The sequence below is a fragment of the Arthrobacter sp. Y3221159 genome (genome assembly GCF_059089885.1).
Genome location: NZ_JBNHFC010000010.1, coordinates 29,784 through 52,150 on the forward strand (window position 1 = coordinate 29,784; position 22,367 = coordinate 52,150).

Annotated in this window: 18 protein-coding genes; 11 read left to right on the top strand and 7 right to left on the bottom strand. The window is 65.7% G+C overall.

Annotation, left to right across the window (positions count from 1 at the left end):
- Positions 1 to 100 precede the first annotated feature (100 nt).
- Positions 101 to 505, bottom strand: coding sequence for a DUF1304 domain-containing protein (locus tag AC5RT3_RS11725; RefSeq protein WP_494052640.1), 405 nt, complete (start codon positions 503 to 505; stop codon positions 101 to 103).
- 267 nt (positions 506 to 772) lie between these two features.
- On the opposite strand from AC5RT3_RS11725, the gene AC5RT3_RS11730 reads away from it, so the two are divergent.
- Complete coding sequence (locus tag AC5RT3_RS11730) at positions 773 to 985, top strand: dodecin (protein ID WP_494052639.1); 213 nt, start codon at positions 773 to 775, stop codon at positions 983 to 985.
- 83 nt (positions 986 to 1,068) lie between these two features.
- On the opposite strand, the gene AC5RT3_RS11735 is transcribed toward AC5RT3_RS11730, so the two are convergent.
- The gene (locus AC5RT3_RS11735; protein ID WP_494052638.1) at positions 1,069 to 1,287 is read right to left on the bottom strand and encodes a hypothetical protein; all 219 of its coding nucleotides are present in this window, start codon (positions 1,285 to 1,287) and stop codon (positions 1,069 to 1,071) included.
- A gap of 128 nt (positions 1,288 to 1,415) precedes the next feature.
- Complete coding sequence (locus tag AC5RT3_RS11740; protein ID WP_494124265.1) at positions 1,416 to 2,318, bottom strand: helix-turn-helix domain-containing protein; 903 nt, start codon at positions 2,316 to 2,318, stop codon at positions 1,416 to 1,418.
- 205 nt (positions 2,319 to 2,523) lie between these two features.
- Here AC5RT3_RS11740 and AC5RT3_RS11745 point away from each other — a divergent pair, with 205 nt between their 5' ends.
- From AC5RT3_RS11745 to AC5RT3_RS11775, 7 genes are all read left to right on the top strand, one after another.
- Positions 2,524 to 3,345, top strand: coding sequence for an aldo/keto reductase (locus AC5RT3_RS11745; protein ID WP_494052636.1), 822 nt, complete (start codon positions 2,524 to 2,526; stop codon positions 3,343 to 3,345).
- Positions 3,346 to 3,405: 60 nt separating this feature from the next.
- Positions 3,406 to 4,377, top strand: a complete 972-nt coding sequence (locus tag AC5RT3_RS11750; protein WP_494052635.1) for an aldo/keto reductase — start codon at positions 3,406 to 3,408, stop codon at positions 4,375 to 4,377.
- Positions 4,374 to 5,396, top strand: coding sequence for an SDR family oxidoreductase (locus AC5RT3_RS11755; RefSeq protein WP_494052666.1), 1,023 nt, complete (start codon positions 4,374 to 4,376; stop codon positions 5,394 to 5,396). The genes AC5RT3_RS11750 and AC5RT3_RS11755 overlap by 4 nt, the downstream gene beginning before the upstream one ends.
- Before the next feature lie 214 nt (positions 5,397 to 5,610).
- Positions 5,611 to 8,163, top strand: a complete 2,553-nt coding sequence (locus tag AC5RT3_RS11760) for a rhamnogalacturonan lyase (RefSeq protein WP_494124266.1) — start codon at positions 5,611 to 5,613, stop codon at positions 8,161 to 8,163.
- 29 nt (positions 8,164 to 8,192) lie between these two features.
- Positions 8,193 to 9,026 (top strand): aldo/keto reductase, encoded by an 834-nt coding sequence (locus AC5RT3_RS11765; protein ID WP_494052633.1) that lies wholly within the window; start codon positions 8,193 to 8,195, stop codon positions 9,024 to 9,026.
- A gap of 133 nt (positions 9,027 to 9,159) precedes the next feature.
- Entirely contained in the window at positions 9,160 to 9,426 is a 267-nt protein-coding gene (locus tag AC5RT3_RS11770) for a GlsB/YeaQ/YmgE family stress response membrane protein (RefSeq protein WP_494011769.1), read from the top strand.
- A gap of 123 nt (positions 9,427 to 9,549) precedes the next feature.
- Complete coding sequence (locus AC5RT3_RS11775) at positions 9,550 to 10,137, top strand: hypothetical protein (protein ID WP_494052632.1); 588 nt, start codon at positions 9,550 to 9,552, stop codon at positions 10,135 to 10,137.
- 170 nt (positions 10,138 to 10,307) lie between these two features.
- Here the strand turns inward: AC5RT3_RS11775 and AC5RT3_RS11780 are convergent, their stop codons facing one another.
- Positions 10,308 to 10,898 carry a DM13 domain-containing protein gene (locus AC5RT3_RS11780; RefSeq protein ID WP_494124267.1) on the bottom strand — a complete coding sequence of 197 codons (591 nt, stop codon included), beginning with the start codon at positions 10,896 to 10,898 and terminating at the stop codon, positions 10,308 to 10,310.
- A gap of 447 nt (positions 10,899 to 11,345) precedes the next feature.
- Between AC5RT3_RS11780 and AC5RT3_RS11785 the strand changes: the two genes are divergently transcribed.
- Positions 11,346 to 13,037, top strand: a complete 1,692-nt coding sequence (locus AC5RT3_RS11785) for an HNH endonuclease signature motif containing protein (RefSeq protein WP_494124268.1) — start codon at positions 11,346 to 11,348, stop codon at positions 13,035 to 13,037.
- Positions 13,038 to 13,171: 134 nt separating this feature from the next.
- Here AC5RT3_RS11785 and AC5RT3_RS11790 read toward each other — a convergent pair whose 3' ends face one another.
- On the bottom strand, positions 13,172 to 14,023 hold the full coding sequence (locus AC5RT3_RS11790) for a putative protein N(5)-glutamine methyltransferase (protein ID WP_494052629.1): 852 nt from the start codon (positions 14,021 to 14,023) through the stop codon (positions 13,172 to 13,174).
- Between the two features lie 197 nt (positions 14,024 to 14,220).
- Between AC5RT3_RS11790 and AC5RT3_RS11795 the strand changes: the two genes are divergently transcribed.
- Together AC5RT3_RS11795 and AC5RT3_RS11800 are read left to right on the top strand one after the other, a co-directional pair.
- The gene (locus tag AC5RT3_RS11795; RefSeq protein WP_494124269.1) at positions 14,221 to 15,267 is read left to right on the top strand and encodes a lactonase family protein; all 1,047 of its coding nucleotides are present in this window, start codon (positions 14,221 to 14,223) and stop codon (positions 15,265 to 15,267) included.
- A 188-nt stretch (positions 15,268 to 15,455) separates the two neighbouring features.
- Positions 15,456 to 18,509, top strand: a complete 3,054-nt coding sequence (locus AC5RT3_RS11800; RefSeq protein WP_494124270.1) for an alpha-amylase family glycosyl hydrolase — start codon at positions 15,456 to 15,458, stop codon at positions 18,507 to 18,509.
- A 74-nt stretch (positions 18,510 to 18,583) separates the two neighbouring features.
- Here the strand turns inward: AC5RT3_RS11800 and AC5RT3_RS11805 are convergent, their stop codons facing one another.
- Complete coding sequence (locus AC5RT3_RS11805) at positions 18,584 to 19,540, bottom strand: SDR family oxidoreductase (RefSeq protein ID WP_494124271.1); 957 nt, start codon at positions 19,538 to 19,540, stop codon at positions 18,584 to 18,586.
- Between the two features lie 20 nt (positions 19,541 to 19,560).
- Entirely contained in the window at positions 19,561 to 21,834 is a 2,274-nt protein-coding gene (gene malQ / locus AC5RT3_RS11810) for a 4-alpha-glucanotransferase (RefSeq protein ID WP_494124272.1), read from the bottom strand.
- Positions 21,835 to 22,367 lie beyond the last annotated feature (533 nt).

A 22,367-nucleotide genomic window follows, 5' to 3' on the forward strand; every position in this document is an offset into this window, starting at 1 on the left:
CCCGCGGAATCCTGACGCTGGTCACAGCACCATTCTGCTCCTGTTGCGGTTGGTGTTGAAGGTGCGAATGGGCTTGGGGTGTGACGGGCCGGGCCCCGGGCTAGGCCAACAGTCCGAACAGGCCGAGGACGACGGCGACCAACGGCAAGGTCCCCTGGGTCGCGGCGGCCCGAAGGTACTTCCGGCCGGTCGAGACCAGGACCAGGGCAGCCAGCAGCATGGAGCTGCAGCCGGCGAAAATCAGGGTCCAGCCCGCCACGGACTGCGCCGAGCCTTCGGACCCCAGCGCAACGCAGGCTATGCCGATGAGAGTCCCGGCAGCCAGGAACAGGTTGTAGAAACCCTGGTTGAAGGCAAGCGGCCTGGTGGTCTCGGCGTCGGCCTGTGATGCCACGCCGAAACGCTTCCACGTGGCCGGCCGGGTCCACGTCAGCGACTCCATCGTGAAGATGAAGACGTGGAGCGCCGCCGCCAGGAAGGCGAAAAGGAGGGAGGCCGCGATCATTGCTCGATCCTAGCCTGCGGCGAACTCCCTGGCCGTCCCGGCAGACGCTGGACGACTTGAAAACCCTGGTGCTGGGCAGCACGTAGCTTGCACAGGGCCAATGTGTTGAAGGCCGGAAGTCCGTATCCGGAAGGAACTCTTGCGTCAGCTTCACAGTGATGGCCCCTGACCGCACGTGCGGATAAGGGCTGGTCAAGGCTCCGGAAGTCCTACTAGTCTTCAAGGACGGCCCGCAACCGGGAGCAACGATGATCACGAGGAGCGAAGTTGTCCAACCACACGTACAGCATTTCTGAAATTGTCGGCACGTCGGATCAGGGTGTGGACGACGCCGTCCGGAACGGGATCGCCAAGGCCTCCCAGTCGCTGCGGAACCTTGACTGGTTCGAGGTGAAGGAGATCCGCGGGCACCTGGAGGAAGGCAAGATCGCGGACTGGCAGGTCACCATGAAGATCGGCTTCCGCCTCGAGGAACACTAAATCCCCGCGACTGGCCCGCAGCGGCGTACCTAAACCAATGGGTTTAGTCGCCCGCTGCGGGCCAGTCCGCGTTTAAGGTGGCCCTAGTTGGCGGAGGCGATGTCCGAAGGACGCCGCCGCCACACCGTCGGGACGCCGTCGAACGCCGGGAACACATGCCCTTCGAAGAAGGAAAGCACGGTGTGGGGATCGTGGTCGGGGCTCCACAATCCGGATACCGGGCAGTGCGAGCCGGTGGCGGTGGACGAGGCGTTGCCGGCGTTACCTGCCTGGCGTTCCTTCAGCAGGGCGATGCGTTTCATCTTTGAGACCATCCTTGGTGGGCGAAGAGCTTGTTCCTCCAGCCTAGGAACAGCACCCCACCCCACCAATGGGCGGCTGGCCAGAATTGCCGCCCTGCTCTGGACAAACGTACAGCCGTCCGACGGCCCTACCCTTCGCCCGTCTCGCGTGGTGCCGCGACGGCGTCACTTTCCTCCCGCTGCGGCCCCGCTCCGGGCGCACCGAGGCTGCCCAGCAGGGCAAGCGAGTCCGACGCCGGCGAGCCGGGCCGGGCGGAATAGACCCTCAGCGTCTGGTCGGGGTCGTCGGGCAGGGCGAGGTTTTCAAAGTTCAGTTCCAGGTCCCCCACGGCCGGGTGGTGGAGCCGGACGGTTCCCGCCGCCCTCGTCGCCACCCGGTGTCCCGCCCACCAGTGCCGGAAATGCTCGCTGTGCACGGCGAGCTCGCCCACCAGCTGGCTGCCCTGGGGATCGTTGGGGTGCCGCCCCACGTCCAGCCGGAGCGCTCCCGTTGCCTCCGCCGCCACCGTCTTCCAATCCCGGAACAGTTCCCGGGCCGCGGGATCAAGGATTAGCCAGCGGGTGAGGTTGCGCTCGGCGGCCGGAAGGGCTGGGAAATCAGTGAAGAGCAGGAATGCCATCCGGTTCCCGGCCAGGACGTCGCTGCGTCGCCCCAGGACCATGGCGGGTACTTCCCCCAAAGCCTCGAGGAGGTGCCGGAGCGCCGGCCGGACGCCCTGCACAGCGGACCCGGACGTCCGGGGTGTTGCGGCACAGTTCTCCAGCAGATCCAGCATGTGCTCGTGTTCACTGCTGTCCAGCCGCAGCGCCCGGGAAACGGCGTCGAGGACCGTCCGTGAGGGGTGGATGTTGCGGCCCTGCTCCAGCCGGACGTAATAGTCAGTGCTGACTCCGGCCAATCGCGCCACTTCCTCACGCCGTAGCCCGGGAACCCTTCGCGCCCCTGGAGTGGAACCGGCTCCGGCCACTTCCGGACTCAACCGTGACCGCATGGCTTTGAGGAATTTTCCGAATTCGGCGCTTTGACCCATGGTGACCATTGTGCCCGGCGTTCCCCGCGCCTTCTACAACGAAAGGTAGGACTGGCAGTCCTAGGAAAAAGAGGATCATCCTTAGCTGCTGACTTGAGGGCAAAAAATGCATAGGCTCAGACCAGAGCCAGCGGAAACCGCTTTCTCTGGTCGAGCAAACGGCATCCCTTTCCAGCATTCGCACCAGCACCTGCAAGGAGCACCAATGTCAGAGCTGACACTGAACAACGGCGTCACCATCCCCCAGCTTGGCTTCGGCGTATTCCAAGTCCCGCCGGAAGACACGCAGCGGACCATCGAGGACGCACTGGAGGCCGGCTACCGCCATATCGACACTGCCGCCGCCTACCAGAACGAGGCGGGCGTCAGCGCTGCCATTGCGGCCACCGGCATCGCCCGCGAGGACATCTTTATCACCACCAAGCTGCGCAACGGCGAGCAGGGCCGTGCCCAGGAGGCCTTCCAGAACAGCCGCAAGGCGCTGGACCTGGACTACATCGACCTCTACCTCATCCACTGGCCTGTCCCCTCCCAGGGCCTCTACGTCCAGGCCTGGAAGGAGATGGAGCGGCTCTACGAGAACAACGAGATCCGGGCCATCGGCGTCTCCAATTTCCTTTCGGAGCACCTGGACACCCTGCTCGACTCAGCCGAAACCGTCCCCGCCGTCAACCAAATTGAGCTGCACCCCAGCTACCAACAGGCAGAGCTCGCCGGGAAGTGCCGGAGCCTGGGGATCGAGGTGGAGGCGTACAGTCCGTTGGGACGGGGCGCGGACCTCAACGGAAACGCCGTCACCTCCATCGCCAACGCCCACAACGCGACCACCGCCCAGGTGGTGCTCGCCTGGCACCTGGCGGCCGGCAACATCGTGATCCCCAAGTCGGTGGATCCCGGACGCATCCGGGAAAACTTCGCCGCCTCGTCCCTCACGCTCTCCAACGACGAACTCTCCGCCATCAGCGCCCTCGAGTCGGGCGCCCGCCAGGGTTCCGATCCCGCCGTCGCATCCTTCACCCAGCTCTAGCCGAGTTGTGGCAGGCCCAACCGCCGCAACAGAGTCGCTCAAACGCTGAAAGGACTTTCCATGGAATACACCCACCTGGGCCGGTCCGGCCTCAAGGTCTCCCGCCTCTGCCTTGGCACCATGAACTTCGGGCCGCAAACGGAGGAATCCGATGCTCACAGCATCATGGACTCCGCCCATGAGAACGGCATCAACTTCTTCGACACCGCCAACGTCTACGGCGGCGCGGGGCACCGCGGCTGGACCGAGGAGATTATCGGGCGCTGGTTCGCCAAGGGCGGCGAGCGCCGCGAACACACGGTGCTGGCCACCAAGCTCTACGGCACTATGACGGACCGGCCGAATGAGTCCAGGCTGTCCGCCCTCAATATCCGCCGCGCCCTGGACGCGAGCCTCAAGCGGCTGCAGACGGATTACATCGACGTCTACCAGTTCCACCACATCGACCGGGATACCCCCTGGGACGAAATTTGGCAGGCCATTGAAGTGGCAGTCCAGCAGGGCAAGATCCTCTATTCCGGCAGCAGCAACTTCGCCGGCTGGCATATTGCCCAAGCGCAGGAGGCCGCGCGGCGCCGGAACTACACCGGCCTGGTCAGCGAGCAATCCATCTACAACCTGTTCATGCGGCAGGTGGAGCTGGAGGTCATCCCCGCCGCACAGGAGTACGGGCTGGGGCTTATCCCGTGGTCACCCCTCCAAGGCGGGCTCCTGGGCGGGGTGCTGAAGAAGGAGCGCGACGGCGTCCGGCGCACCGAGGGACGTGCGGCCGAAACCCTGAAGAAGCACGAAGACCAGATCCGGCAATACGAGGACTTTGCGGATGAGCTGGGCCACGAGCCCGGCGACGTCGCCCTGGCATGGCTCCTCCACCAGCCGGCTGTGACGGCCCCGATCGTGGGCCCGCGCACCCAGGAGCAGCTGGATGCCGCCATCCGGGCTCTTGACGTCACCCTGGATGCCGACGCCCTGAAGCAACTGGATGCCATCTTCCCGGGCCATCGGACAGCCCCGGAGGATTACGCGTGGTGATCCCACATCCTGAAGCCGGGCCGGCGGCGCCGCGGAGCATCCTGTTCATCGGCGGCACCGGGGTGATCAGCACGGCGGCAGCGGAACGCGCCGTCGGGCTGGGCCACCGGCTCACCATCCTCAACCGGGGCCGCACCACCAGGCCGGTCCCGGAGGGGGCGGAGATCCTGCACGCGGACATCCGGGACCAACAGGCCGTCCGGGAGGTGCTGGGCGGGCGGGAGTTCGACGCCATTGCCGACTTCATCACCTACACCCCGGAGCAGGCGCAGGCGGGCCTGGACCTGTTCCGGGGCAGGACCGGGCAGTACGTCTTCATCAGCTCCGCGTCCGCGTACCAGAAACCACCTACCCGGCTGCCGATCCTTGAGTCCACGCCGCTGAAAAACCCCTTCTGGCAGTACTCCCGGGACAAGATCGCCTGCGAAGAACTGCTGTTCCGCGCCTACCGGGACGACGATTTTCCACTGACAGTGGTCCGTCCTTCCCACACCTACGACCGGACCAAAATCGCCATGGTGGGCGGCTGGACGGACATCCACCGGATGCGCGCCGGCCTGCCCGTCATGGTGCACGGAGACGGCACCTCGCTCTGGACACTGACCCACAGCCGGGACTTCGCCCAGGCCTTCGTCGGCCTTCTCGGCCTGCCCCAGGCGGTGGGTGAGAGCTACACCATCACGTCCGACGAGTACCTGCCCTGGAACCAGATCTACCAGCTTTTCGCCAGGGCCGCGGGCCTCGCGGAGCCGGAACTTGTCCACGTGGCATCGGAGACCATCGCCACACACAACCCCGAGATCGGCGCCAACCTGCTGGGCGACCGCTCCCACTCAGTCATCTTTGACAACACCAAAATCAAGGCCCTCGTCCCGGACTACACGGCCACGATTCCCTTCGCCGACGGCGCCCGGGAGATCGTGCAATGGCATGACTCCCACCCGGAACTGCAGGTGGTGGACCAGGCCTACATGGAGCTCACGGACAAGCTCACGGCCTGGGCGCGCAGCGGCGCGTAGCCGTGAGTAGCCCTCGCCCCAGGCGCCAGGCTCCAAACACCAGGAACATCGGGCGGCCCCTCGCACCTATTCAGTGAGGGGGCGGCCCACTCCTTCTCTACAACGTTCTAAATAGCGTGCTTCGGACGCGATTTCAAGGCTTGTTTTACCCACACCCCCTACCCTAGGTTACTGGGGAAGCGTTTTCCCGATCCATAATTGAAAGGATTCACCGATGAATCCCACCAAGACAAGCCTGCGCCTGCTGTCCGTCGGCGCCCTCGGCGTGGCCCTGACATTCGGCTGCCTCGCAGCCCCGGCCTCCGCCGTCGTCCCCTCCCCCAAGTCCGGCAACCCAGCCGTCCAGTTGGACCACCTGGATCGCGGACTGGTGGCCGCGGGCACGTCCGAGGGCGTCTTCCTCAGCTGGCGGCTGCTGGGCCACGAAGCCACCGGTTCCTCCGACACGGGCGTCACCGGCACCGACTTCAACGTGTACCGGGACGGCCAGAAGCTGGCCACGGTCACGGACAGCACCAACTACCTGGACACCTCCGGGACCGCCGCCTCGAAGTACCAGGTGCGCGCCGTCGTCGAGGGCGTTGAACTGGACGAAAGCGCCACCGCCACCTCCTGGGGCGGAACCTTCAAGGACATTCCGCTGAAGAAGCCGGCCGACGGCGTGACCCCGGCGGGACAGGCCTACACTTACTCCGCCAACGACGCATCGGTGGCCGACGTTGACGGCGACGGCCAATACGAGTTCATCGTGAAGTGGGACCCCAACAACTCCAAAGACGTCTCGCAGGTGGGTTACACCGGCAACACCTACGTGGACACCTACAAGGCGGACGGCACCCTCCTGCACCGGATCGACCTGGGCGTCAACATCCGCTCTGGCGCGCACTACACGCAGCTGCTCGTCAACGACTTCGACGGCGACGGCCGCGCAGAGATGATGATGAAGACGGCGCCGGGGACAAAGAGCGCCAACTACAACGCGGACGGCAGCGTCGCGTCCCAGCAGTTCATCACCCTCCTGCAGTCGGACATCGAAGCAGGCTACGCCAACACGGACGACTACCGGATGAGCGCCGCGGACTACTACCACCACGTGGTGGAGATGTTCCAGGGCTGGCGCGAGCACCCAGAGGTGAAGGCCGGCAACTGGCCCGCCACCCTCGAGGAAGCCTTCGGCATCGCGCCGAAGTACCAGTACCCGCTGTCCACATCCGATGCCAAGGCGTTGGCCGACTACTTCATGGACGTTTACGCACCCTCCCGCAGCGGACGTAACAACCTGCGGGCCTTCGAGGGCTTCATCCTCTCCGGCCCGGAATACCTCACCGTTTTCGAGGGCGCAACCGGCAAGGAGCTGAAGACGGTGGCCTACGAGCCGGGCCGGCACGACGACGGCCTGATGTGGGGCGACTACGCCATGGCCCGTATCGAGCCGGGCAACCGCGTGGACCGGTTCCTGGCCGGCGTCGCTTACCTGGACGGGCAGAAGCCCGCAGCGGTCTTCGCCCGCGGCTACTACACCCGTACCACCCTGGCCACCTACACCTGGGACGGCACCAACCTCTCCCCGGTCTGGAACCTCGACTCGGGCTGGGCGCCCATGACCAACCCGTTCAATGACTCCCCGCACGGCCGCGACGGCACCGACCCCCAGTACGGCAAGCTCACCACGCAGGGCTTCCACTCGCTGAGCGCCTCGGACGTGGACGGCGACGGCAAGCAGGAGATCGTCTACGGTTCCGCGACGATCGACGACGACGGCTCGGTCCTGTACAGCTCGTTCGACACCATGCCGCAGGGCAGCGCAACGCCAGGCGAAGAGGCGCGGCTGGGCCACGGCGACGCCATGCACGTGACGGACATCGACCCCCACCGGCCCGGCAAGGAAATCTTCACCGTGCACGAGGGCGGCACCTGGGCACCCTACGGCTACGCCATGCGGGATGCCGGCACCGGCGAGGTGCTGTTCGGAGCCTACTCCGGCAAGGACACCGGCCGGGGCATGATCGGCGACGTGGACCCCGCCGTGCCCGGCATCGAGAACTGGGCCATCGGCATGCAGTCCGCCAACGGCGACAAGCTCTCCACGTCCCAGCCCGGCACCAACATGAGCATCAAGTGGGCAGCGGACATGACCACGCAGATCATCAACGGCTCCGGCGACCAGACCCCCAGCATTGATGACTGGAAGCGCGGCCGGCTGCTGACCGCGGAGGGAACGCGCACCAACAACGGCACCAAGGGAACACCCAGCCTGGTGGCGGACGTGGTGGGTGACTGGCGGGAGGAGATGCTCGTCCGGACCGCGGACAGCACCGCCCTGAGGATGTACATCAGCACCGAAGTGACCAACCACAAGCTGTACACGCTGATGCACGATCCGCAGTACCGTGCAGAGGTTGCCCGGCAGAACACCACGTACAACCAGCCCTCCTACACCGACTTCTACCTCGCCTCCGACATGGAGTTTGGTGATGTGCCGCTGCGCGCCGCCTGGCTTCCGGGCAGTGTGAAGGCGCTGCAGCACGCACTGGAGGACTTGACGGAGTCGAAGGATGTCGCCGGCCCGGTGGCAAGCCAGCTCACGGAAAACGTGCGGCAGGCAGCGAAGGCCGTTGAGGACGGCGACCCGGAGAAGGCTGCGCGGACGCTGGAGCGGTTCGTGGACTTCCTTGCCCAGCAGAAGGGCCCGGACAAGGTTTCAGACACCGCCCGGACCGTGCTGAACTACAACGCAGGGAATATTCTCCGGGCCTTTGAGAGCTAGGACGGCACCCGACGGGAGAGACTGTTCTCATGACACTTGCACCGCTCATCAAACTCAATGACGGCTACTCCATCCCGCAGGTAGGTCTTGGCACTTGGCCGCTGGACGACGATCAGGCCGCTGCCGCCGTCGTCCAGGCCGTGGAAGCCGGGTACCGGCACATCGATACGGCCGTGAAATACGGCAACGAGCAAGGGGTGGGGAACGGCATCCGTGCCTCCGGCGTGGACCGGAGCGAGCTATTCATCACCACCAAGCTCGACGGCCAGTTCCAGGGGAACGACAGGGCGGTGGAAGGGCTGGAGGGGTCGCTGAAGCGGTTGGGACTGGACTACGTGGACCTCCTGCTGATCCACTGGCCGCTGCCGGCCCGGGATGAGTACATCTCCACGTGGAAGACGTTTGAGCGGCTCCGGGCGGAAGGAAAGGTGCGCTCCATTGGAGTGTCCAATTTCAAGCCTGCCCATTTGGAGCGGTTGATGGCAGAAACTGACGTGGTTCCTGCCGTCAACCAGATCCAGCTGACGCCGACGGTGACCCGGACCGCTGAGCGAGAGTTCCACCAGAAGCACGGAATTGTCACCGAATCCTACAGCCCGCTGGGCGGGTCCGGGGCGGCCCTGCTGGACGCGCCCATCCTCACCCAGTTGGCCGAAAAGCATGGCAAAACGCCCGGCCAACTGGTGCTGCGGTGGCACATTCAACACGGACTGGTAACGATTCCGAAAACAGCGAATCCGGACCGGATGAGGGAGAATCTGGACATCTTCGATTTCGCCCTTGATCCGCAGGATCTAGCGGAATTGGCCATCCTGGACGAGGGGCCCGGGGCTGGCAACGATTCAGACGTCACAGGGCACTAAAACAGCCCTGAAATGCACTTTTTCTCTCTTCCGGGGTTGGCAAACAGATAGTAAGCATGATTACTATTGAGTCAGAAGGATGAAGTGCTTCCGGGATCCGGAGGCCTCCTTTACTTAGGAAGAGGAACGAAAAATGGGATTTATTGCATTTCTGATTCTCGGACTTATTGCTGGTGCGATCGCTAAGGCGATCCTTCCGGGCCGACAGGGTGGCGGCTGGCTCATCACCCTGGTTCTGGGCGTCGTAGGAGCACTCCTCGGCGGCTGGATCGGCGGCATGGTCTTCGGCACCGGGCTGCAGGAGTTCTTCTCGCTGCAGACGTGGCTGCTGGCCATCGGCGGCGCTCTTATCGTGCTGCTTGTCTACGGCATGATCACCAAGCGCAGCGTGCGCGGCTAACCTAGCCCGCAAGCCAGGAAACCGGCCCGGGGACACAATCCCCCGGGCCGGTTTTCATATTCCCGGCCATGGGCCTTCCGGCCGACCGGAATAGAAAACCTTCTCACGGAGCAGGAGTTCATCGTGAAAAACAAGCTTCTTTTGGGTATTGGAATTGCCACCGGGTACGTCCTTGGATCCCGGTCCGGGCGCGCTGCGTACGACAAACTCAAGGCACGCGCCGCAGGAATCTGGGACAGCAAGCCTGTCCAGGACAAGGTTCACGTTGCCACGGATGCCATCAAAGAAAAGGCACCGGAAGTGGCTGACCAGCTGACCGAGGCGGCACGCCGGGCGGGTACCGTGCTTGGCTCTGCAATGCATCGTGACGGTGCCTCCGGGTCCTCGGGCGACGGCAAGCCTGCAACGTCCGACGCCGGCACTTCCACGTCCACACCCGGCACCGGAACAGGCGCTGGCACCACAGGCTCCGCCACCCCGGGCGGCTATGGAACCACGGGGGCCGGAACTTCTTCCGGCACCACCGGAACGTCGGGCAACCTGGGCGCGACGGGAAACCCTAGCGCAGCAGGGGCAACCGGTGCAGCGGGAACGTCCGGAACCCTGAACGATGCGGGCGACCTCGGCGAGGACCACATCCCCGCGCACAGCACCCACCCGGAAACAACGAACCTGGGAACCACGTCCGATGAGGGTGGTTCGAAGGCCTGAAGTACTGTGCGTCAGATCATGACGCGGGAAGCACGCTTGACAAGGGGACATTGACTTCCCTGTGCTACAACTGAAGCGCCATGCCGGCCGTCGCGATCCTTGGGGGACGCGGCGGCCGGCAGCTTTTATGATGCAGCGTGCCGGGCCTTGGCAGTCAGGCTTTCAGGGCGTCAGTTGACCAGGTCAGCGGCGCCGAAGGAAACGCTGAACTGCACGCACCAGAGGTCCACTGACTTGTACCGCGCAAGATCAACGTCAGCAGGAATGTCGTAGACCTGGTTGCCTTGATTTCCCTTGATCAGGCCCAGGTCGTAGTACTCGGCGGAACCTGCCGTAAACCAGCCGGCTGTGCCCTCCACCACTTTGGCAGCGCTTAGCCAGACGTGGACATCCGGGCCGTTCGACGTGTCCAGGTTCTCCAGGGCCAGCAGCCTCTTGCCGTCGGGCTGTTCAACGATCCGGACAGTGCCTGTAGTGGTGTGTTCGTGACTGATGAGCGTGCCCACGGCCAGTTGCCGTGGCCCGGCAGGCGCCGCCGGAGGAGCCTGGGATTGAGTGGCATCCCCGCCCGGAACGCCGGAGGGCGGAGGCAGTGGCGCGGTGGTCTGGCTGGCCACAAACGGAAGTTGCTCGTCCACCCGCACGTCCACGAAAAGCAGCCACGGCTTGAACACGACAAGCCCCACCACCAGAGCCCCGGCTGCCAGAACCGCCAAGATGACCTTCGATCGCCGGCCCAGTCGGCCGCGGTTTCTGCCCATGGCTCCATCGTCCGCGCATTAGCTAGCCAGTGCAATGACGCCACGGACCGTCTCGCCCACCATGATTTCTTGGCTTCCCACCGCCATTGCGAACGCCAGGCGACCCCTTTTTAGTGGGTTTTCCACATAGCCTTTCGGGCTGGCTATTTTGTCGGTGGTCTTTGGCAGAGTTGTCCCATGGAGGCCATTGGGGAGCAGCTTGCAGAGTTCGGCAGCACTGCCGGTACTCTTCCGCGGGTTGTGCCGCGGGGCCGCCGCCCGTTTGATACGCACGACGCCGGCGCTCGGCCCGGGCGGCTGAGTCACCTTCCCGCCCGCCCGAGTCCCACTGATCCGGTTGAAGCTGATGCGACTAGAGCCGTTACGCCTGGAGCCGGTACGCCTAACCCTGCCCAGGCTCCCGCTGACCACTCGGACTCAAGCGCGGCAGAGACCGGCGCGGCACTCATGGGTGCGGCAGACAGTGATTCGGTTGCCCTCCCGGCTGAGGATCCGCTGGGGCTGGCCGCGATCGGTGCACTGCTCGCGGCGGCGGCTGCCGCGGCACCCGAGTGCCTGACAGCCGCGGACTATGCAGAGGCGGCCCATTACGCGGCCCACATTGAAGAACTTTCCCGGCGTGTGGAGTCATTGCAAATCCAGTCCGCCGGTGCCGTGGACCGCACCCGCACCCAAGCGATCGCCGCCGTCGCCCGAACCAGCAGGGCCCGCGCCAGCACGGCAACAACGTACCGGCCGGGCCGAGGCTGGATCACCGGCTGGGACGCTAACGGCGTCGAGACAGTGAATGAAACGGATGCCAACTGGCCCGCACCCGCCACAGGGCAACAGGATCCGCCGGTGACGTCCACGTCCCCGGCCGACGATGGCTGCCGGAACACCGCCGAGTTCCTCAGGCTCAGGCTCCGCATCCCCATTCGCGAGGCCCGCCGCCGCCTTGCCCTCGCCCACCAGGTCCTGCCAGCCAGCAGCCTCACGGGACAACCCGTCCCGCCGTTGCGCATCCACCTCGCCGCCGCCCTCGCTCCCACAGGCAGCGAAGCTGCAGCACCGGCAGTATCCTCACACACCGCGACCATCATCACCGCCACCCTCGACCGGCTTCAGCACCACACCACGCCGGAAACCCTCGAGCACATCGAACAGCATCTCGCCACCGCCGCCAGGACCGCCGACCCCGACTTCCTCGCCCGGCTGGCCCACCGCTGGGCCGACACCATCGACGCCGACGGTACCGAGCCCACAGAAGAAGCCCTTCGCCACACCCAGGGCGCATTCATCCGCAAACCCCGCCACGGCCTGCATCACCTCGAAATATTCGCCACCACCGACCAATACGAATACCTCGCCACCGTCATGAACACGGCCACCAACCCCCGCACCACCACCCCCAACACCAGCACCAGCAGCGGCATCAGCACCGGGCAGCCAACGGAAAACCTCACGGGCAGCAGCCAGCCTCACGTCCCGGCAGACAACCTGGATGCCACCGTGGACCCTGACTTCAACCTGGACCGGCGCACGCGCCCCCAACAACAGCTCGACGGGCTTGTCTCCGCCGTCAAAGCAGGCCTGACCACAAACCAGCTGCCCATCACAGGCGGCAACCGCCCCCAGATCATCGCCACCATCAACTACCGGGACCTCTTCCCCGCCAGCACGGGCACCGGTGAGCAGGCGACGCCCGACCGCCGCGGAACCGGAAACTTCGCCTTTGCCGGACCCGCCGCCGGGACCACCCTGCGCAAAATAGCCTGCGACGCCGACATCATCCCGGCAGTCCTGGGCACCCACGGCGAAATCCTGCACCTCGGACGCAAAACACGTCTCTTCACCCCCGCCCAGCGCCTGGCCCTCACGGCCCGCGACCAAGGCTGCGCCTTCCCCAACTGCACCATCCCCGCGCCCTGGTGCGAAGCCCACCACATCACCTATTGGTCACACGGCGGCGAAACCACAACCAACAACGGCGTCCTGCTCTGCAGCTACCACCACCACCTCATTCACCAAGAACAATGGAGAATCGCCACCCCGCACGGCACCCCAACCTTCATTCCTCCGCCCCACATCGACCCCAAACAAAAGCCCCTGCAAAACCACTACTTCAACCCCCCACCGCTCCCCTACCCCCGGGAATGATCCGGTCCCTCCGGTCCGTCCCTCTGCCCGGGTGCGCCCCTCCCCTGCCTGTCCACTTCGCCCCGCCTGCCCACTTAGCGAACCGGTCCCCTGTTGCGCGGCCAGGTTCGCAACGGTGTCATGTCAGGGCGGTGCTAATTGGTTTTGGTCCCGATAACTACGGTGCCGTCCAGTTCTTCCGATCGAACGGTCCTGGCAGCAAGGCCAGCCGCCGCAACGATTGATGCCGTTCCTGCTGCCTGCTGCTCGCTGGTCTCGATGATCAGATGCCCTCCGTGACCAAGCCATCCGGGAGCGGAGGCAGCCACAAGGCGGTGGATGTCCAGCCCATCCTCCCCGCCGTCGAGGGAAAGGCGGGGTTCGTGAAGCCGGGCCTCCGGAGGCATGGTCCTGATGGCATCGCTGGGCACGTATGGGGCATTCGCTGCAAGCACGTGCACGCGGTCGCGGAGCGAAACGGGAAGGGCATCAAACAGGTCTCCCTCGTGCACCTGGCCGCCCAGCGGCCCGACGTTCCGCCGGGCGCATTCCACTGCAGCGGGATCGAGATCCGCGGCGTGGAGTTCCAGGTTTGGGTATACAGCCAGCAGGGCGGCACCTACCGCCCCGGACCCGCAACAGAGATCGACCACGACACTGGATGCAGCGGTGCTGGACGGAGGATGGCCGGCGACGGCAAGCAGTTCCAACGCCACTTGGACAAGCAACTCGGTCCGGCGGCGGGGCACAAAAACGCCTGGTCCTACTTCGATCCGCCGGCCGGAGAACCCGGTCCAGCCCAGGACATATTCAAGCGGGATGCCGGCGCAGCGCCGCTCCACCCTGCGGGCCAGTTCCTTAGGGCTGGAGGATTCGGCCACAAGGAGCCGGGCCTCCTCCTCAGCAAAAACGCAGCCGGCGCCCCGCAAGGCGGCGACAATTCCAGCAAGAGTCAGGGAAGCGGGAGGTGATTCAGGAGGAGCGGGAAACCATTCAGCAGGTGGCATGGGAACGCCTTTCGGTGTGCCGGTGGTCACCCTGCACGCACAAGTCAGGCCAAACGGCCCGGACAGCAGCACCAGGATGAACCCGAAACAGGTAACACGTTGATCGGACCCACCTCCTCCTGCCGAGACTGGAAATTCCATGCTAGCTGAGGCCGGGTCGCCATGGAGGGAAGCAAAATTCTTGGCAGGATGGAAGCATGACCTCCGCCACTAGCGACACCATCATCTGGACCGGCACCTACACACCGGACGGAGACGGCCGGGCCGAGGGCATCGGCGCCCTCCGCGCCCATGAGGACGGCAGCCTGGAGTGGCTGGGCACGGCCGTGCAGGCGCAGTCGCCGTCGTTCATTGCCGTGCACCCGACCCTTCCGGTCGTCTACGCGGTGGCTGAGCAGCGCAAGATGGTCCAGGCGTACCGCCGGACCGGCGCTTTTGGCCTGGAGCCGCTCGGCCCGCCGCAGCCCGCCGGTGAGGCCACCTGCCATGTGGCCGTCGACCGCCGGGGCCGCTTCGTTACCGCTGCCTGCTGGGGTGACGGCCAGGTCCTCCTGTATGAACTGGATTCCGACGGCGGCATGACCGGGCGGTTTGCGGCCCCGCCATCGGCGGACCCGCATGCGAGCCTGTCCCCGGGCCAGCCCCGGCCAAGCCGGGCGCACGCCAGCCTGATGCTCCAGGACGGCCGCATCATGACCACCGACCTTGGCCATGACACCCTCCGTGTCTGGAACTACGTCCCGGGGACAGGGCTTGTTGCCGACCATGAGGTGGCACTGGCGTTCGGCAGCGGTCCCCGCCACTTGGTGCAGCATGCCAGCGGCAACGTCTTCGTCGTCTCTGAATACTCCGTTGAGGTCTTTATCGTCCGGCCTGAAGCCGGGACCTTTGAACTGGTGTTCCGCGGACCGGCCACGTCCGGCGGCAGCCAGTCCGGGGACTCCGCCGCCGAGATCTGCCTTGGAAAGGACGGCGGCCACGCCTATGTAGGTGTCCGAGGCACCAACATCATCAGCACATTGGAGGTCGCCGGCGGCGGAACGGAACTCCTGCCGCTCCACGACATGGGGAGCGGCGGCGACTGGCCGCGGCACCACCTGGTGAGGGACAACTGGCTCCACGTGGCCCATGAACGGTCGGACAACGTGGCCACGTTCGCCCTGGATCCTGACACCGGGCTGCCGGGCCCCCTGCTCCATGACGTCCGGACGCCCTCACCCACAGCTCTCATTCTGGCTGGCTGAGACCTTTAGGCACAGCTCCCGGGGCCCGCGACGGGCATTACCCAAACGCTGGAGTTATTTCGTGCAAGCGCTTACAGTTGTGACGTGGTTCACAGGGTGATGCTGCCTTGTGAACCTGGATCATGCAGCACGCCCTGCCTCCGGCAAACCTGTACAGCAGCGCCGCTACACCAGGAAGGTCTCACCCCTTGATATCCCGCATCCCCAACAGCGCCTTGTCGCGCGCCAGAACCACCAGGCAGAAACGATCCCCACGAACAAGAACGGTTCCGTCCACCGTCCGGACGGCGGGCTTCCGCTCGGCGGCGGGACTGGTTGCAGCAGCCATTACCGTATCCGCAGCAGTCCTTCCCGCAGCCGCCGCACCGGGCACCAAAGAGGGCCCAAAGAACCCGGGAGCGTCATCAGCCCTCCACTCGCTCCGGGCCCCGGTCACCGACGAGAACTTCTATTTCGTCATGGCCGACCGCTTCAGCAACGGCAGCACCGCCAACGACCAGGGCGGGCTTGGCCCCGATCCCATGGTCTCGGGCTTCGATCCGGCCAGGAAGGGGTTCTACAACGGCGGCGACCTGGCCGGGCTCCTCAACAAGATCGACTACATCCAGGGACTCGGCACCACGTCCATCTGGCTCACCCCCAGCTTTAAGAACAAGGCCGTCCAGCCCGAAGACAAGTCCGCGGGCTACCACGGCTACTGGATTACCGACTTCACCCAGATCGATCCCCACCTCGGCACCAACGACGAGCTCAAGGCCCTCATCGACGCTGCCCACGCCCGCGGCATGAAGGTCTACTTCGACATCATCACCAACCACACTGCGGACGTCATCGGCTACCAGGAAGGTGCGCGCAAGGGCTACGTCTCCAAGGATGCAGCCCCTTACACGACGGCGGACGGCCAGGAATTCGATGACCGCGACTACGCCGGCACAGGCGGCTTCCCGGATCTGGACGCCGCCACCTCCTTCCCCTACGTGCCCGTCCTGGACGAGGACGAAAAGGACCTGAAGGTTCCGGCCTGGCTGAACGACCCCACCCTGTACCACAACCGCGGCGACACCACCTTCGTGGGTGAGGACGCCTACTACGGAGACTTCTTCGGCCTTGATGATCTCTTCACGGAGCATCCCACGGTGGTGGAGGGCATGAAGGACATCTACAAAACGTGGATCGGCGACTTCGGCGTGGACGGTTTCCGGATCGACACTATGAAGCACGTCAACAACGAGTTTTGGCAGGAATTCGGCCCGGACGTCCTCACCTACGCGAAGGAACAGGGCAAGGAAGAATTCTTCATGTTCGGCGAGGTCTTCGACACCACCAAGAGCTTCACCTCGCAATTCACCACCCGGAACCTGGCGACGTTCTTTGCGGGCGATGACTGGTACACGGACGCGGATTCCAACGTCTACCAACTGCCCACATTCCTGGGGAATCACGATATGGGCCGCATTGGCAGCTTCATCGCCGCCGACAACCCGGGCTCGGGCGACGCGGAGCAGGTTGCCCGCGACCGGCTTGCCCACGAGCTGATGTACTTCTCCCGCGGCAACCCCGTGATCTACTACGGCGACGAGCAGGGCTTCACCGGCCCCGGCGGAGACCAGGACGCGCGGCAGACCCTGTTCGCGAGCAAGGTGCCGGAATACCTGGACGATGACCTGCTGGGAACTGATGCCACCCATGCGGAGGACAACTTCAACACCGGACACCCGCTGTATGCGAAGATCAGCGAACTGGCGGCACTGACCAAGGAGCACCCCGCCCTCCGCGACGGCGCTCACCAGCACCGCCACGCGTCCGAGGGCGCAGGCATCTACGCCTTCTCCCGCACCGACGCGGAAGACCAGCGGGAATACGTGGTGGCGCTAAACAACAGTGAGCAGCCGCAAACTGCCGAAGTTCCTACCTATATCGCCAAGCGCAACTACACCCGCATCTACGGCGATGCGGCAGCTGAAGCCAGGACGTCGGAGGACGGGAAGCTTACCGTCACCATCCCGCCGTTGTCCGCCGTGGTCTACCAGTCCTCGGGCCGCATCCCGCACTCGAAGGCCGCGCCCGCCGTCGTGCTTCAGGAACCTGCGGCGGCACCCGGTGACAATGGCCGCCTTAACGTGACGGCCGACGTCGACGGTTCCTCGTTCTACGAGGTCACTTTCGAAGCGAAGACAGCGGGCGGCACCTGGGAACCGATCGGCACTGATGACACTGCTCCCTACCAGGTATTCCATGACGTCGCGGCCTTGGTCGCCGGCACCGCGGTGGAGTACCGCGCCACCGTTCTGGACAATGGCGGCCACACCGCCACCAGCCAGGCGCTCTCGGCCAGCGTCCCGGCACCCGTTCTCACGCTGCAGAAACCCGAAGCAGGCAGCAGCGTCAAGGGCATGGTGGAACTCAGCGCCACAGCCGATCCGGAGAAAGCCAGCCACACTGTCTCGTTTGAGCGCAGCGTGGCGGGCGGCGAGTGGACGGCCGTCGGGTCTGATGATTCTTCGCCGGTGTACTCCGCCACGGACGATGTCTCCAGCCTGGCGGACGGCACCGAGGTGAAGTACCGCGCTTCGATGAGCGGCCCCGGCTTCACTGTCGCCAGCGAGGTGCGCACAGTCACTGTGGGCGAGGCCCCGCAGCCCGACTCAGTCACCGTTGCCGGCTCGCTGAACCAGGCGATGGGCTGCGCCGAAGCATGGCAGCCTTCCTGCAGCCAGGCCATGATGACCCTGGACCCGGCAGACAACATCTGGCGCCTGACGGTGGACCTGCCGGCAGGCAAGTACGAGTACAAGGCGGCGTTGAACGGCGGCTGGGATGAAAACTACGGTGACGGCGGCCAGTTCAACGGCCCGAACCTCGTTCTGGACCACCCCGGCGGGCCGGTGACGTTCCGCTACGACAACGGGACCCACGTCCTCAGCGCGGTCTACGCCTCCCAGCAGCCCGGAGCAGTGGCCGCTGCCGGCAGCATGAACAGCGAGCTTGGCTGTGCCGCCGACTGGGAGCCGGCCTGTGACCAGGCCCAGCTGGTGCTGGACCCGGCAGACCTGGTGTGGAAGCTAAGCGTTCCGGACCTGCCCGCCGGAAGCTACGAGTTCAAGGCGGCGCTGAACCGTTCCTGGGACATCAGCTACGGGGCGGGCGGCGCCTCCCCTGGGGCCAACATCGCCTTTGAGCACGACGGCGGGCCGGTCACCTTCCGCTATGACCACTTCAACCACGTGATCACGGCGGGTTAGCGGCCCGTCAGCCAGGAGGGCCCCTTGCCTTGTTCCCAAGTTTGGGACGGGCGAGGGGCCCTTCCCGTTCCCGGTCAGCCCTTGACGGGGTGCCCCAGGATGCCGATGAGCCGGCGGACGCCGTCTTCGGCTGCTGGTGGCGGCCCGAAGACCTCAGCCTGGCGCTTGGTGTCGGCGACATAGCGCCCGGTCTGGAACCAGGCGATCATGGCCGCGAGGTCCTTCACCATGGGATTGAAGCGGCCCACAACCAATCCCGCCGCCTTCAGTACCGGCATGGGGACGGAGCGGACCTTGATGGGTTTGCCTGCCAGGCGCCCCGCGATCTCTGCGACGTCCTGCATGCCGAGCGGACGGTCCCAGCCGATGTCGATCCGTTGCCCGTCAGTGCCGGGAGCGTCCACGGCTTCTGCCAGGTAGCCGGCGAGGTCCGGGGTCAGCACGAACGTGGTGGGGATGCGGGGCGAGCCCATCCACATGAGCTTGCCCTTGGCGATCGGGTCCCCGCCGAACCGGGTGACCTGGTCCAGGAAGGCGCCGGGCCGCAACGCGACGAAGGGAACGCCAAGCTGCTCGAGCTTGTCCTCCATGAGCTTCTTGTGCCAGAAGTGCGGGACCTCCGGAGTCTGGTCGCAGGTGAGGATACTGGTGAGGACGAACCGGCGGACACCTGCGCGGCGTGCGGCCTCGGCGAGGTTGGAGTTGCCTCTCGTGTCGATATCGGGCGTATCCCCCTTGGAATGCCTGGTGTAGCCGGCGGCCGAGGTCACCACTGCATCCACGCCGGCCATGGCCCGGTCAAGCGAGTCCGGGTCCATCATGTCGCCCCGGGCTATGTCGGCGCCGGCTGCCTCCAGCCTGGACGCATCCGAACCTGGCCGGACCAGGGCGCGCACCTGTTTCCCCCGCCTCAGCAGCTCAGTGGCCACCTGGCTCCCCAGGAAGCCTGTGCCGCCAACCACCAGCGTGGGCCCACGCCCGTCGGGGTCCCTGGCCGAGCTTGCGGGGTCGGGGAACGGGTGGGGATTCATGGCGCCCTCCTCAGGGTTGTTCAGCCGTGCAGAGCCTCCTCCACCGCCGCGAGCAGGCTGTTGAACCGCGCGTTCGCGGGGAGATCATCAAGGAAAACAGGACTGCCGTCCGGCCCGCCCAGCGGAACCTGCCAGTTCGGGTAGAGTGCCTCGGTAGTTCCGGGTTGGTTCTGCACGCGCCGCTCCCCTACCGCGTCCACAAGAGCCACGCCCAGCAGGACGGACGGAGTCTGCGTGAGCAGCAGGTGCAGCGCCTCGATGGTGCGCTCCTCGGAACCGGATGATCCTGCCACAGTGCCACCGGAACCGGCGGCCGCGCCCTCCGGAAGGTAGCCCCGTTCCCGCAGCATTGCGAGCATCTTTTCCAGGGACGCGTTGTGCTCGGCCCGTTCTTCGGCTTCGGAGCGTTCCAGCAGGCCCAGCCTGCTCCGCAGGGCCACATGGTCGCCGGAAAGGTAGCCGGCGGTGGGCGGAAGGTCGTGGGTATTCACGCTGGCAAGTGCCTGCGTACGGTACTTTTCCGGCGCAAGGGGCAAGTCGCCGTCGTACTCAAACCAAAGGATGGACGTGCCCATGATGCCGCGCGCGGCCAGGTAGTCCCGCACCCAGGGTTCGAAGGTGCCGAGGTCCTCGCCGATCACCACGGCGCCGGCGCGGTGCGCTTCAAGGGCGAGGATGCCGATCAGTGCCTCGTGGTCGTAGCGGACGTAGGCGCCGTCGCCGGGCGCGTTGCCCACCGGGATCCACCAGAGCCGGAACAGGCCGAGGATGTGGTCCACGCGGATGCCGCCGGCGTGCCGCAGCACGGTGGCGAGCATGTTGCGGAAGGGCTGGTAGCCGGCTTCGGCAAGCCTGACGGGGTGCCATGGCGGCTGGCCCCAATCCTGGCCCTGCTGGTTGTACATGTCCGGCGGCGCGCCCACGCTGGTGGCCGGCGCCAGCACGTTCCGGAGAGTCCAGGCGTCGGCACTGCTGTGGTCCACTCCGACGGCCAGGTCGTGGACCACGCCCAGCCGCATACCTGCCCTCAGCGCGGCCTGCTGGGCATTCTCGAGCTGCTCGTCGCAGATCCACTGCAGCCAGCGGTGGAACCCGATGCGGTCAGAAAGCTTCTCCCGGAGGGCTTCCGCTTCCGGCGAGCCCAGGGCGGTGGCTGGGTCCTTCCAGAGCGGGTCGTCCGGGGCGAGGTCCTCGCGGATGGCGGACCAGAGGGCGAAATCGTCGAGTCCGCTGCCGGAAATCCGGCAAAACTCGTCGAACGCTGCCTGCCGGGCCGGCGATCGGCGGGTGTGGTACAGCAGTTCCAGTGCTTGCAGCTTGGCGGCGTAGACGGAGTTCCGGTCCAGCCGTTCACCGTCCTTGTTGAGTCCGGCCACTTCCTCGTGCAGTTTTTCCAGCTGGGCACGTCTGCGCGGCTTCAGGTAGGCCAGCTCCGGAACGGCCTCGATGCGGATGTACAGCGGGTTGAAGAACCGCCGGGTGGACGGCGAGTAGGGCGAAGGCTGCACCGGCGGAACCGGCTCCGCCGCGTGCAGCGGGTTGACCAGCACGTAGTCGGCGCCGCGGGCACCGCTCAGCGCGGCAAGGTCGGCCAAATCCGAGAAGTCGCCGATCCCCCAAGACCGCTTGGACCGGACGGAATACAGCTGGGTTGCCAGGCCCCAGCCGCGGCGCTTCTCCAGTTCCTTTGCCGTCTCCAGCCGGGCAGGGGCCACCACCAGCGTGGTGGCTGCGGTGGTGCCTTCAGATTCGGCCACGAGCGTGTGCCAGCCCAGCGGCAGGTCGTGCGGGAGCGCGAAGGTTGCCCGGCCCACCGACACTCCGTCCACGTCCCGGGGCTCCACCCGGACGTCCTGCTGCTCCGCCTCCCGCGTCCCGGCCCCGCCTTCCAGCGTGATGGTTAGGCTGGCAGCCGCTCCTTCCCGCACATGCACCTGGACCTGCGCCGGCTCGCCCTGCTGGACTACGACGGCGGGTGGCAGCATCCGCCGCCACGGCGCCAGTTCCGCGTCCGCCAGGGCCTCCTGGATGTGCTGGTTGGTGTGGGCTTCGACGCCCAAGGCAGCAAGAACCTTGATGAGTGTTCCCTCGGCCACCGAGTGCGGCAGCCCGTCCCAGCCCTGGAATGAGGTTCCCACCCCGTGGGCATCGGCCAACTGCTGGAGCAGATGGGGGTCCACGCGTTCACTTGTAGCGGACCTGCCGGCAGCAGATTCCCCGGCAGCCGGAGCGAGGCCCGGTGGATCGGCCGGCGTCGCTGGCCGTGGTGCGTGCTGCTGGTCTGAAGCCGTCATGCGTGTCCGCCTCGTCTGGTGTGAAGGGATCGAACTTACAGTGCTGCCTGTTGTACCGGGCGTTCGCACCCCCGTACACAACCGTTGGTTCAGATTATTGCAGGGCGGGGCAGAGGCGAAATGCAGTCGGTGTCACACGTCCCGCGTCCCGGCCTTACAACTCTAAGTGCGTGTTGCGCCGGGCTGGTCGGCAAGGAGGTTCAATGCGGCGCTCTGGTTTTTGTCCGGGGCGAGCGGACGCACCAGCACGCTGTGGCAGCCGTTCGTGCCGGCAGACGCACTCAGCGTCGCGGCCACCACCGTTGATAGCTCCGTGAGGACGCCGCTCACATTGGTGCTGCCGATAAATCAAGTCCTGCCGTTTCACGAACTGTTCGGCTTTGCTGGGGGTGGCCAGCCCTCAAGGCAAGCGAGATCGCGGGCTGGTGCGCGCCACAAAACGTCATCCGGCCCCCTGCGTTACTTCGTGCGTCGAAAAGCGAAGGACTAAGGCAGGACTCTTCAGGCAGCCGGCGGATCTGGGTAGCCTCGTG